Source organism: Bacillus cereus, assembly GCF_015071065.1.
GTDB classification, from domain to species: domain Bacteria; phylum Bacillota; class Bacilli; order Bacillales; family Bacillaceae_G; genus Bacillus_A; species Bacillus_A cereus_BA.
This window is the reverse complement of sequence record NZ_VOVA01000029.1, coordinates 15,149-28,075: the sequence shown is the minus strand read 5'-3', so window position 1 is coordinate 28,075 and position 12,927 is coordinate 15,149. Positions and strand designations below refer to the sequence as shown.

The following is a 12,927-nucleotide window of genomic DNA, read 5'->3' as shown; positions in this document are numbered from 1 at the left end:
TATTATATAAGTTATCCCAAATGGATGATATAAACCAAACATTAATGCTGCAATTAAAATCATTAATAAATCATGTTTACGAATCCAGGGAATACAACGAAGAATCCAGAATAAAAAAACTTGGAAAATTAAAGTTTCTACTATAGGAGCTATAATTAAAACTGATAAAATTTGATGATATATAGGTTCATTCTGAGAAGGATGACTTTGTATTTCTGGTAATGATAAAGTAAATGGTCTGGTAATTAAATAGCTTAAAATTACTATAATTAATATAAATGATATTGGATGCAAATTCACAAAAAATTGATGTATTTTTTTATCACTTATTATCTTTCCTTTTCAATTAAAATATAAAAATACTTAACACGAATCCTCTTTGTATTATTTGGGGTACCGCCACATTGCCATCAAGCTAAGATTTTAAAGTACCCCTAAATGGAAATTTTGTTTTTTTATAGCACCGAAGTTCATTTTTATCGTTTTGGGGAAGAATGTGTTTTTTAACTTGAAAGCGATGTTGTGCTACCCCCTATAAAGAACGCAGTAAACGGCTTAGTGCAATTAACTTTTACATTACAAATATTCCTTTGGAATATCTACCAAAGGAACAAGTAAACGATTTTTACTCCTTACGATGGCAAATTGAACTTATATTTAAAGCATGGAAATCATTTTTTCGTATTCATCAATATAATTCTGTAAAATTAAAACGGCTAGAATGTCACTTATATGGACAATTAATAAGTATCCTTCTTTATTCCTCCACCATGTTTCAAATGCGCCAATTACTCCTTATCAAGAAGAAACGAGAATTAAGCGAATATAAAGCGATTTATATCATAAAAGATTATTTTCCACTTATTTATCAATCTTTACAAAAAGATACCCAAGAATTAACAAAGATATTGTTTCGTCTGTTCAATCTCATACAGAAAAACGGACGAAAATCTCATATGTATGAGAAGAAAACAGTCTTTGATATCTTAGGCGTCGTATACAACGTTTCTATGTCTCATAATCATTTAGCGTAATCCAAAAAATTGAAACCCGATAGGGTTTATTTGGTATACAGATTTTGAGATAGTTGATATCACTTCTTTAGAAAACAGAAAAGGTCTAGTAGAACGGAATTTTACTTAATCTTAGCTTGATGGGCATGGGGCGGTACGCCATTTTGAAATGAAAAATAATGATTGAAAATAAAGTCATATAGGCAACATTCACCCTGATGTTTCCATTTTTATTGAAATATACTAAAATATTACAGGGGAGGGTGTTATGAAAAAAGTAGTTGTGTTTTTTCTTATTGTAGCTTCTATATTGTCAGGTTTTATTGCATTTCAACAAACGGATCATAAAGAATTTGAAAAAATGGAAAAGGTAGAACAGAGGATAGGTAAAGAGTTTGTTATCCCAGATGTACTGGGTTTTGCGAATCCTAGTGAAATTTATCCTATATTACTCGAGGCAGCAAAGGAGTCACATACAAATATTTTTCGTACAAATGTTGCGTATCATGAAGATGAACAGGCAGAAATTTTGAAGTATGTGTTACTAACAACTGAAACGATATATTTTAAACAGTTTCAGTTAAGTGGGGGGGATGTGTTAAAGCCAAAAGACACATTCCAAGGTAATGCTTTTTTATCGACAGTACATACGAAAGATACAAAACAAAAGGGAGTAATAAAAGATTTTGGAGATAATCATGTGATTACAATTAAATCGCTTCAAACGTCGTACGAACATTTACCTATGGCAGGAAGATATGTTGTAGAAGGAGTAGATGATAAATCATACGATGCATTTTTAAAGCTTTTCTCTAAAAAGTTAAATCAGCATTTTAAGCCGAAACAGTATATTGTTGCTGACGATTTTAAACGGAATCTTAGTAATAACGAAGAAGCTCTCGATTCACCAATTAATTCTTTATCCTATATTCAGTATATGGTGTTTATCGTGCTCCTATGTTTTCTCATTTATTATGTATTTAACGAAGCGAAAAGGATTGGCGTTATAAAAATGCACGGCGTATCGAATGTGCGTTTATGGTTTATCGTTATAGGTAGAACCATTGCTAGTATGTTTGTTTTATCGATAGGTATTTCCGTACTTGCAACTGCTTTCGTAAAAAATGTAACTTCAGGGTTTATCTACACCATTATGTTCGATCAATGTAAAACGTATCTCATTATTACAATATTATCTCTCGTTTCATATTTTTATATTTCTAAAATTAAAGTCAATCAAATGATTAAAAATAGAAAAGATACAAAAGGTATATTTGTATTCAATACGCTGTTGAAAGTTACTTGTTCTATTATATTTGTTTTATTAGGGACGTCTATTTTAGAACAATATATTACAGTGAAAGAAAAACAAGTGAATTTAAAAAACTGGGAGAAAAACAAAGATTATGGTGTCTTTTATCCGCTTTCTGTAGGGAATGATGAAGAACAACAAGGGATGCATAAAACGGAGTCAAGTATAAATGGTGATTTGTATCCTATTTTGAATAAAATGGGAGCGGTATTAATTGATTCCAAGGAGTATGAAGAAATAGAATTGTCTAGAAATAAAGATTATAAAGGAATTTGGTCAGTTACCGTAAATAATAATTACCTTCGCGAATTTCCGCTATATGACATACATAACCAGCGCGTGCAAGTTTCAGAAGATACGGAAAACTGGATTTTATTAGTACCTGAAAAATATCAGAACAGGGAAAAAGAAATTCTTCGCTTTTTTAAAGAACGGAGAAAGCCAGCAATAGAATATGAAGAAAAAAAAATGCACAGAGAGGTCCCGAATCATTTACGTAATCGAAAAATAGACATTATTTGGATAAAGAATAATCAGGAAATCTTTAGTTTCAATCCAGATGTATATAAATCTGACAATAACAAAATTAGAGATGAAATTATTGAAGTAATGACAGAGAAGAATAGTTTTGTTGGAGAAAGAGATCTTATATTGGGCGGAGGGGCGAAGGATCCTTTAAAAATTAAGTTGATAAAGCGAGATGCAGGATTAACGTATAAGACACTAGAGCCAGAACTTAAAAGATTAGGATTAGATGATAATTTAAGATATCTTGTAACAGTTGACCAATATATTTCAAAAGATATATACAATCTGCAAAAAACAATGAAAATACTATTGACGGTTACTAGTGGACTAATTGTCGGCATATTATTTTTGGTAACACAGAATATTATTGTGTATTTCAATAAAAATCAGCAGAAAATAGTGGTGCATCGCTTATTTGGCGTAGATTTTTTTAGAACATATAAGGGATACATGTTGCAATTTGTATTAATGTGGATTGTACAACTATCAATTTGCTTCATCGTAAAGAAAGAGTTTGATTTGAAATTACTTACAGTGGTGGCAATGCTTATTTTAATTGAATTTACCGCCTCAATTATTGCATTAATCACGATGGAACGAAGAAATAAAAAAACGGTGATAAAGGGAGGTTAATATAAACGTATGCAATATATATGTGAACTAATAGATGTTTGTAAAAGTTATGGAAGTCATGCAGTTTTAGATGAGTTCAATTTAAAAATTTATGAAGGGGAAATGGTTGCAATTACTGGAAAAAGCGGATCTGGTAAAACAACGATTCTAAATATTATAGGAATGCTAGAGAACCCAGATAGCGGAGTCGCTAAATTATTTGGTGCAGAGAGTCCTAATATGGGTTCTAGTAAAGCAAATAAGCTTCTGAGGACAAGAATGTCGTATCTCTTTCAAAATTATGCACTCATCGACAATGATACTGTAAATAAAAATTTAGAAATTCCCTTGATTTATGCAAAAAAAACAAAGACGGAAAAGAAAGAACTAAAAGCAGCCGCCTTAGAAAAAGTTGGACTGAGCGTATCATTACAGCAAAAAATACACGAGCTTTCAGGTGGTGAACAACAAAGGGTTGCCATAGCAAGGATACTTCTAAAGCCTTGCGAGTTAATATTGGCCGATGAACCAACAGGCTCTTTAGATGATAACAATAGAAATGAAATCATACAAATTTTAAAAAATCTAAATAAAGAGGGAAAGACAATTGTTATTGTCACGCATGATCCATATGTAGCACAAGTATGCGATAGAGTCATAGAATTATAATTTTTGCGGGAATGAGATTATAAAAGGGAGAGGAAAATATGCATATCGAACAATTCAAGCAACATATTGAAGAACTATTTGGAGAACATTTACTATTAAACAAATTCCAGCATAAACTAATGTGAATTTTGTCACGCTAAGGAAACCTAACAACAGAAACAAGTATAAATTTTTCTCTAACTATTTGATTATAGCGAATATGACTTCGGTATAGTTGATAGATGAAAATTTATTAAGTTTATCTATATTAATTTACCAAACTTTATGTCACCGTTACAAAAATACGCTATTCTTTCTGTAGAATCATAGGAAAGGATGGCGTTTTTGTATGTCTATTTCTGTATCCGATGAATTACAACTATTTGCTCAAGAGATTCAAAGCTGTTTATCTCCAAATATCTTACGAGATCTTGCTAGAGATGTTGGTTTTGTACAACGAACCAGTAAATACCAAGCAAAGGATTTAGTCGCTTTATGTGTATGGATGAGCCAAAATGTCGCTACAACTTCTTTAACTCAATTATCTAGCTGTTTAGAAGTATCAACAGAAGTGCTCATCAGTCCTGAGGGACTGAATCAACGATTTAATAAAGCGGCCGTCCAATTTTTACAACACATATTAGCTGAACTACTAAACAAAAAATTGGTCTCGTCTATGCCGATTTCTTCTCCATATACTTCTGTTTTCAAGCGTATTCGTATTTTAGATTCAACTGCATTTCAACTCCCAGATCCCTTTGCATTCATTTATCCGGGTGCAGGAGGATGCAGCCATACAGCGGGGGTAAAGATCCAACTTGAGTATGATCTATTAAATGGACAGTTCCTACATATTCATACAGGTCCAGGTAAACAACATGATCGAACCTACGGTTCTCTGTGTGTCCCAACTGTAACAGCGAATGATTTATGTATCCGAGATTTAGGTTATTTTCATTTGAAAGATCTTCAACATATACAAGATAAAAAGGCGTACTATATCTCTCGCATCAAGTCGAATACACGTATTTATCAAAAAAATCCCAATCCCGATTATTTTCAAGATGGAAGAATCAAGAAAGGTACAGAGTATATACAGATAGATATGGAGATCTTAATGAACTCTCTTCAACCAGGACAAACATGTGAAATATCCAACGCTTATATAGGAATGACTGATAAAGTACCAACTCGTGTGATTGTTCATAGACTTACAGAAGAACAGCAAAAAAAACGTCTACAAGATCAAGCTGTTCGAGAGAAAAAGAAAGGAATGAAGTATTCTCCTCGTAGTAAACGACTCAGTGGTATCAATGTATATATGACAAACACCCCTACAGATATTGTCCCGATGGGACAAGTACATGATTGGTATTCTTTACGTTGGCAAATCGAGATTTTATTTAAAACGTGGAAATCATTCTTTCATATTCATCATTGTAAAAAGATAAAACGAGAACGATTGGAATGCCATTTGTATGGACAACTGATTGCCATTCTACTCTGTTCTTCAACCATGTTTCAAATGCGACAATTACTTCTTATGAAAAAGAAACGAGAACTGAGTGAATATAAGGCCATATATATGATTAAAGATTATTTTCTTCTTCTTTTCCAAGCTATACAGAAAGACACCCAAGAGCTATCAAAGATTCTAATTCGCCTGTTCAATCTCTTACAGCAAAACGGGCGAAAATCTCATCGATATGAGAAGAAAACAGTCTTTGATATATTAGGTGTCGTTTACAATTGTACCATGTCTGATAATCAAGCGGCTTAATTCAAAAAAATGAAACCCGTTAGGGTTTATTTCGTATGAAAATCTTTAAATTCCCTACACATAACCTTTATAAAAAAGAAACAACCTCTACTATAATTGACGTTGTATGAGCTTAGCTTGATAGCGATGGGGTACCGCCACATGCCCATCAAGCTAAGACTTTTAATTACCCCCATAACAAAAATTTTATGCATCGTTGACTACTGATAATGAGACGTTATGTAAATCTGGTATAAATAGAATATACAGTGAAATTAACATTTGGCTAAGGACTTATTTATATTATAATATTTATGATAAAAATATAAATTGGTGGGATTTACACTATGAATGGTGAAAATAAATTGCAGCAAGAAATTGAAGGATTAAAACAATCTTTGGAACAATTAACAGTTGAAGTTCAACAATTAAAAGATGAACATAAACAACCAAAAAAAGAATATAAATTCAAGTTTAAAATTGTCGAAGAGATCGGCGGAGCTATATTTATTATTTTGGTAATTATAGCTTTATTATTGTTTCGCTAATACTTAATTAGAAAGAAAAAAGACATTTAAGATGTCCTTCTTTACTATTTATAACGGAAATTATGTGAATGAAAAGTCCCTTCAGATCTTCTGAAGGGACTTTAATAAGATTCTAGATAGATTGACTTCCACTAAGTGGTGTTATGTTAATTAACACCACTTTTTGTTTTATAATGTGAAGTTTGTAATGAAATAACCAAATTCATAGCCTGTTCTTACTACTCCAGCTCCTAATATTATATATAGAGAATATTTAATAAGAGGGTTCTCTTTTAAGAAGTATTTTAGATTATTCATGTTGAATCCTCCATGTTAATATTTGTTAATTAAAATATTAACATGGATATGTAGTTATTGACGAATTTAATTTTATTAATAGTATTTAGAAGGTATACTTTTCTAGTAGTTTTTGAGGAAAATGGGTAAGTTACGATAAAGTCAATGTTTTAGGTGATTTGAATGTAAACTAATATTGAAAAGTTTACTTTCGAGAAAATAAAAAAGAGCCCTATTAACTTAGGACTCTTTTTTGTCTTCATATGCTAAGGAGAATTAAACTGAACTTAATTTTTTATTTAGATGTAAGAGCTACTAAAACATCTACCGGATAATTGTATTCTTGTTTCAATTTGAATTCATAATATTCATTTTCAGAATTGCCTTTATTTATAAATTCATTTAATTTGGATCCTGGCTGAACTGAATATTTCGCCACTTGCTGATATAACGCAGTTCGATATTGGTCGTATGCATAATCAGGTTTTGGATTAAAATCAAAAGTTTTCGTAGTTGAAGTCTCATCAGTTATTGTAGTATTAGACTCAAAACTAGTAGTTAACGAAGATGAAAATTTAGCAGTTTCTCCAAAGCCTAATTCAAACCCAACTGTTAGAGCAAATCCCATAGTATTTGATTTAGACAGACCACTCGTTACTGTTTTACTCCAATGATATCCAGAGTTTTTATCTACAATATTTGAATCTATCAACTTCCAGTAAATATCTTTTTTAAGTTTTGTATCAGAAAGAATTTCTTTGAATTTTTCTTTAGGTAAACCAATTGTATATGCTAATTTACCAGGAGTAATATTTAAATTATAGTCATCTTTAACTTCATTCACTCGAGTACCATCTGGTAATACAATTAAGAATGGGGTTTCTTTTAAATCTTTTGTTGACAGTGTTTGACCTTTTTTTGCATAAAGATCAACATATACATAGTCAATTAAATCACCGTATTGTGTACTAGAATAAGACTCATAAGGAAATTCTTGATAAGGTCCAACAGGAGCCTGAGGAATAGGAGCACCACTACTCTCAACTTGTTCTGCTGACATAGGTGCTTTTCCTTCTTGAGAACTGATTACTATTGGAAGATTTTCTACATTTGTAGTATTCGTATCTGCCGAAGAAAATCCTGGTGCTACAAGTAAAGCTGAACTTAATACAAAAGCTGCGGGAATGATTTTTTTCATACGTTTCATGATATCTCTCCTCTTCTTCTATTATTTCTACAAGATTACAAAAGATGATAATATACTGTACATTGCTTATACCTTTATTGAGGAATCAAATCACTTTTGCTATGTAGAAACATAGAATGCTATTTTTTACAAATATGATACTTTTGTGATTCTGGATTTTTTCTAAAAAATTAACTGAATATTAAGAAAATTAATCCGACATAATGTTACTTGCAACTTAACTGCACTTTTATTCGTATAATCTTCTCCTTTCTCAGTGGTCATATCAATTACACCTTTATTAAAACATTAAATTTTTAATGCGTAAATAGTAGAATTTTGTCGATTATATTCGGTAAATTAGTTATTACATATTAATATGAGTGGAAAAATTATACTTATAAAATTACTATTTTATTTTATTAAATTAATTGATTATAACAATTATAACTTGATATATTCCTTAAAAGAACAACTATAGTAACCTATAAAGAAAATTCAATGTAATTTAATTTTATCAATATAATTTAATCATACTCTGTGTATAGATTCCCTATATTTGGATATGTAAAATTGCATCAAAATATCGATTTAAATAAGACATGCTCTTATAAAAAAACTAGCTATACCCCTAGAGACGAAAAAAATGTTAGGATCTACTGAATACTTTTAAGTTGATGGATGTGTGGTGCTACGCCTTTAAGTGAAAGTAAACAAATATCTAAAAGTTTACTTTCGTATTTACAATAAAAACAAATCATTTTCATTAATTTTCTATTTTCATACTTTTACAAAACTAATTTTCACTATATGAAAGTTAAACATGCTTTAAAATTTGTACCTTTTGAAGTGGGTAAATTTGACCTTTAGCATTGGACATTAATACACATTAGTGTAAAAAACAACATCTTGTCTGAAAATAGACACTGTGTCTGAAAACTTTTTTGATGGGGAAGTGGATATACATAGATGAAATACATAGCAAGAAAGGGCTGAGATTTATGAAAAAAGAAAATCGTAAAAAAATCATTACAAAAGAAAGGTGAGCAAGAAGAAAAAAAGCGATTGGAGGAAAAAAGAGATCGTAAAATTGATCGAAGAATACGACTTGGTGAAATAGCAGTAAGAATTTTAATTTGGATATTCATGGACCCATCGCATGATGGTTGTGGGATGGACCAATACACCACTTTCTTTCAGAATTTCAGTTACATCTCGATAACTTCAAGAAAAACGACAGTAGCCGACGGCTACCAAAATAATATCTTTCCTGAATTGTTTTCCTTTAAAATATCTCATTTATGATTCTCTTCACTTTGTTTTGCAAAAGTTTAGCTTACTTTCAAAAACTTTGCAACAGAACCTAAAAGGCCCTAACCTATTATATACGACTAATAGGTTAGGGCTTTAATATTCTAAGCTTTTTTGGATTTAGATATTGATAACATACGATTTTCGCGCTTTCCGACGAGAAAATCATTTTTTCTTAACGTACAGGGAACCGTTTGATTTGTGCTCAAACGAATAATTTTCTTTTTTTGATATAGTGACTCAAGATAATAAAAAGAGGTGACACCTGCCTATCTTATTTATCAAATTGAAATTGTAACTTTTCTGTAACGCTTTTTTACATCATAAAAATTATACTTTTTATGTGTAAAAATGTTGGAGATGCGGAAAATAAACAACAGCAAATAAATTCGTGATAAGGACAGAGAACATATGCAAAAAATATTAATCATTATGGGCATCATATTTATATTAACCGGTTGTACAACGGCCGAAACACCGACAAATCTAATGCAGGCCCCTACGAATGAAAGATGGCTAGATACATTAAAAGAGCAAATGAATAAAGATCTTCCGATGAATTATCAATTGCTTACTCCCCTGTCTAATAAAGATAAACAGATGATTTGGACAATAAATACGAATCAAGGTGGAAAGAAAGAAGCTATGTTTTTATATAAACAACCCAATGACAATTATCAAGTATACTTATCTATTTATAAGGAAACCCAAAAAGGTTGGGAGTTACAGTTAACACGTACTTTCCTTGGAGAAGGAGTTGACATCGTTGAAATAGGAGACTTTACAGGAAATCATAAGAATGAACTTTTAGTAGGAATTTCTAGAAGTAGGAAAGTTTCTGATAATATCATGTATGCTTTTTCAATAGAAAATAACAATATAACAGAAATTCACAATCGTGATTATACGAAATTATTTGTAGATGATTTAAACCAGAATGGTATTAATGATATAAGTTTAGTTACTTATGAAAAAAATCAGCAATTAAAAGTTGAGCTTATGGAACAATTTAAGGTGCTATCTGATGTTTCATTTGACCCATATATAAATGAAATACAAAAAGTACAGCTTGGAAATATTTCTAGAAAGGAGAAAGCAATCGTTATTGATGCAGGAGTTGGTGCTCACTCAGGAATTACGTATATAGCTAAATTCGAAAACAATCAATTTAAAAATTTATTTCCAGATGAAAAACCCCCATTTTTTAATGAATTTATATTAGAGAGTCAAGATGTGAATGGTGATGGAATCATTGAGTTTGCTACTTCTCTTCGTCCGAAAGGATGGGAAGAACGTTCACACGCTGAAAGTCCATTGTTTGAACGATATGTACAGTGGGATGAAAATATTGAATTTAAACCTATAGAAGAGCGATATGTAAATATAGAACAAGGTTATTTTGTTAAAATTCCTAGAGAGTTAGTTGGGAAATTAACAATTCGAGAGGATTCCAAGAATACTCAGCGTCTTCTTTATGCTGATACAAATGAGACGTGGCTTGAGATTCACATTTTTAACCGTAAGGAATGGTCAAAGGTACAAAATTATGAAGCAGCAGTTAAAACAAATTCCTATGTATATGCAGTGCCAAAACAATCAAAGTATCAGAAGCTCAAATCTTATATTAAACCCATAGCTGAGTATCATCAGGAGTAGAGGAGGGTAGATCATGACAACAATTTTAGTATTGGAAGATGAAATAACGATTCGTAGCTTTATTGTGTTAAACATGAAGCGCGCTGGTTTCAGTGTGTTAGAGGCGAATACAGGAGAAGAAGCTCTAGAACTTTTGGGTAAACACACTATTGATATTGCATTACTTGATGTGATGTTACCCGGAATAGATGGTTTTCAGGTATGTAAAAGCATACGAGAAAGCAATGAAAAAATCGGTATTATTATGTTAACGGCACGTGTTCAAGATAAAGATAAGGTACAAGGTTTAACCATTGGAGCAGATGATTATATTGAAAAACCATTTAGTACAGTTGAATTACTTGCACGTATACAATCATTACTAAGAAGAGTAAAAGTAAATGAAGAAAATATTGAATCAATTCATTCGGGATCATTTGTATTAAATCTTCGGCAAGAAAAATTATATAGAGAAGGAAAAGAAATTGATTTAACTCCAACAGAATATATGATTTTACAATATTTAATGGAAAACTGTGACAAGCCAATTTCACGTGATGAAATCTTAAATAAAATATGGGGTGTAAGTTATGTAGGTGAAACCAAAGTAGTAGATGTAAATATGAGCCGCCTACGTCAAAAGATAGAATTTAATCCTTCTGAACCTCAGTTTCTCCTAACAGTATGGGGAAAAGGATATATGTGGAAGGAAAGTGAAAGATGAAACAAAAAATTAGCTTGTATTTTATGACTGTCATTGTTCTTATGCTTGTTTTGTTTGAAGTAGTTTTTTCAATTTCTATTTATCGTTACTATTATAGTGGTATTTTTCACTATATAGAAAGGCATGCGAAAACGAGTACGCGCCTTTTTTCCGAGTACAATTCAGTGTATTTTATTCGGTTACGAGAACGTAGTAGCGATATTATAAAGGATTTTCAATTACAAGGGACAGAATTACAAGTGATTGATCGGCATGGGATAGTGATACAGTCTTCAAGTGGACAAAAAGTAAATAAAAAAATAAAGATTCCTTCCTCGTTACTTGAAGGGAATACGTATCAACAAATCACTACTACAAAAGATAACCAAAAACAATTGGAAATATTAAGTCCACTTGTTCATCAAGGACAAACGATTGGTATTTTAAAATATACAACTGTTCTAACAAATGTAAATAAAAACATTATTGAACTTATTTTGTTTACACTTTCAGTGGGGATCATTATCTCAGGAATTGTTTTAATAATAAGTAGACGACTAGCAAATCTTTTTATAAAACCAATTGAATCAATTATCTATGCTTCATCAAAACTTGCTGAAGGGACATTGAATTATAAAATTAAAGAGGATTATCCTGGTGAGTTAGGTGAATTAGCGCATAGTTTGAACTGCATGTCCTATAAAATGGAAAAAACAGAACTGATGAAAAATGAGTTTATTGCTTCCATCTCACATGAGTTGCGTACACCACTAACAGGTATTAAAGGGTGGAGTGAGACAATAGAGTCTCTAGAGTGTTTAACTGAAGAAGAAATAAAACAAGGAATGAATATCATTTCAAGTGAAACAGAGCGTCTCATTCATCTTGTAGAGAGGTTGTTAGATTTTTCGAGATTAGAGTCAAATCAGTTTCAGTTGCATAAACAAAAGATTCAATTACAGCATATACTGAATGAGACAATTTGGCAATTAACGCCAAAAGCAGAGGAAAAACAGATGGAGATAATTACTAATTTAGAAGAAATAGAATTAATTGGTGATAAGGGTAGTTTAAAACAAATCTTTTTAAATGTTATTGATAATGCAATTAAGTATTCGTATCAAGAAGGGCAAGTTTCTATTACTTTAATAAAAAAAGAAGGACAAGCAGTAATCAGTGTAAAAGATTGCGGGATTGGAATTGCAAAAGAGCATTTACCATTTGTAAATCAGTCTTTTTATCAGGTTAATAGTCAATCGCCAGGGGAAGGAATTGGATTATCTATTGTGAAAAAAATTGTTGAGTTACATGGTGGTACGATACGTATTGTGAGTAAAGAAGAGGGGGGGACAATAATTTTGATAAAACTTCCATTGTAATGTATACAATATCTGGT

General features: G+C 31.2%; 10 protein-coding genes and 2 pseudogenes. 8 read left to right on the top strand and 4 right to left on the bottom strand.

From position 1 onward, the window contains the following. Positions 1-300 (bottom strand): type II CAAX prenyl endopeptidase Rce1 family protein (locus FT637_RS27885; RefSeq protein ID WP_319805977.1); only part of this gene is annotated, 300 nt, incomplete at its 3' end. Between the two features lie 233 nt (positions 301-533). On the opposite strand from FT637_RS27885, the pseudogene FT637_RS27880 reads away from it, so the two are divergent. The 5 genes and pseudogenes from FT637_RS27880 to FT637_RS27860 form a co-directional block, all read left to right on the top strand. Further along, a pseudogene (locus FT637_RS27880) lies at positions 534-1,034 on the top strand (transposase); the annotation flags it as partial. A gap of 247 nt (positions 1,035-1,281) precedes the next feature. After that, complete coding sequence (locus tag FT637_RS27875) at positions 1,282-3,486, top strand: bacteriocin-associated integral membrane family protein (protein WP_193649014.1); 2,205 nt, start codon at positions 1,282-1,284, stop codon at positions 3,484-3,486. 9 nt (positions 3,487-3,495) lie between these two features. After that, positions 3,496-4,134: an ABC transporter ATP-binding protein gene (locus tag FT637_RS27870; RefSeq protein WP_193649013.1), complete on the top strand. Its 639-nt coding sequence runs from the start codon at positions 3,496-3,498 to the stop codon at positions 4,132-4,134. Positions 4,135-4,462: 328 nt separating this feature from the next. Continuing rightward, on the top strand, positions 4,463-5,893 hold the full coding sequence (locus tag FT637_RS27865) for an IS4 family transposase (RefSeq protein ID WP_193649012.1): 1,431 nt from the start codon (positions 4,463-4,465) through the stop codon (positions 5,891-5,893). 326 nt (positions 5,894-6,219) lie between these two features. Beyond that, positions 6,220-6,420: a hypothetical protein gene (locus FT637_RS27860; protein WP_193649011.1), complete on the top strand. Its 201-nt coding sequence runs from the start codon at positions 6,220-6,222 to the stop codon at positions 6,418-6,420. A gap of 168 nt (positions 6,421-6,588) precedes the next feature. Here FT637_RS27860 and FT637_RS30400 read toward each other — a convergent pair whose 3' ends face one another. From FT637_RS30400 to FT637_RS27850, 3 genes and pseudogenes are all read right to left on the bottom strand, one after another. Beyond that, positions 6,589-6,717, bottom strand: coding sequence for a hypothetical protein (locus tag FT637_RS30400; RefSeq protein WP_264675751.1), 129 nt, complete (start codon positions 6,715-6,717; stop codon positions 6,589-6,591). A gap of 274 nt (positions 6,718-6,991) precedes the next feature. Then, complete coding sequence (locus FT637_RS27855) at positions 6,992-7,903, bottom strand: hypothetical protein (RefSeq protein ID WP_193649010.1); 912 nt, start codon at positions 7,901-7,903, stop codon at positions 6,992-6,994. 1,119 nt (positions 7,904-9,022) lie between these two features. Then, positions 9,023-9,181 (bottom strand): annotated as a pseudogene (locus tag FT637_RS27850) (IS6 family transposase); the annotation flags it as partial. A gap of 423 nt (positions 9,182-9,604) precedes the next feature. On the opposite strand from FT637_RS27850, the gene FT637_RS27845 reads away from it, so the two are divergent. From FT637_RS27845 to FT637_RS27835, 3 genes are read left to right on the top strand one after another with little or no spacing between them, the layout of a single operon-like run. After that, a complete protein-coding gene (locus FT637_RS27845) occupies positions 9,605-10,849 on the top strand; it encodes a hypothetical protein (RefSeq protein WP_193649009.1) in 1,245 nt (414 codons plus the stop codon). A 13-nt stretch (positions 10,850-10,862) separates the two neighbouring features. After that, positions 10,863-11,552, top strand: a complete 690-nt coding sequence (locus tag FT637_RS27840) for a response regulator transcription factor (RefSeq protein ID WP_193649008.1) — start codon at positions 10,863-10,865, stop codon at positions 11,550-11,552. After that, positions 11,549-12,910: an ATP-binding protein gene (locus FT637_RS27835; protein WP_193649007.1), complete on the top strand. Its 1,362-nt coding sequence runs from the start codon at positions 11,549-11,551 to the stop codon at positions 12,908-12,910. Before FT637_RS27840 ends, FT637_RS27835 begins: the two co-directional genes overlap by 4 nt. Positions 12,911-12,927 lie beyond the last annotated feature (17 nt).

What these genes read in the sequence shown, in the direction of transcription:
- FT637_RS27835 (WP_193649007.1), top strand. Translation starts at nt 11,549, where the DNA reads ATGAAACAAAAAATTAGCTTGTATTTTATGACTGTCATTGTTCTTATG.
- FT637_RS27845 (WP_193649009.1), top strand. Translation starts at nt 9,605, where the DNA reads ATGCAAAAAATATTAATCATTATGGGCATCATATTTATATTAACCGGT.
- FT637_RS27865 (WP_193649012.1), top strand. Translation starts at nt 4,463, where the DNA reads ATGTCTATTTCTGTATCCGATGAATTACAACTATTTGCTCAAGAGATT.
- FT637_RS30400 (WP_264675751.1), bottom strand. Translation starts at nt 6,717, where the DNA reads ATGAATAATCTAAAATACTTCTTAAAAGAGAACCCTCTTATTAAATAT.
- FT637_RS27870 (WP_193649013.1), top strand. Translation starts at nt 3,496, where the DNA reads ATGCAATATATATGTGAACTAATAGATGTTTGTAAAAGTTATGGAAGT.
- FT637_RS27840 (WP_193649008.1), top strand. Translation starts at nt 10,863, where the DNA reads ATGACAACAATTTTAGTATTGGAAGATGAAATAACGATTCGTAGCTTT.
- FT637_RS27860 (WP_193649011.1), top strand. Translation starts at nt 6,220, where the DNA reads ATGAATGGTGAAAATAAATTGCAGCAAGAAATTGAAGGATTAAAACAA.
- FT637_RS27855 (WP_193649010.1), bottom strand. Translation starts at nt 7,903, where the DNA reads ATGAAACGTATGAAAAAAATCATTCCCGCAGCTTTTGTATTAAGTTCA.
- FT637_RS27875 (WP_193649014.1), top strand. Translation starts at nt 1,282, where the DNA reads ATGAAAAAAGTAGTTGTGTTTTTTCTTATTGTAGCTTCTATATTGTCA.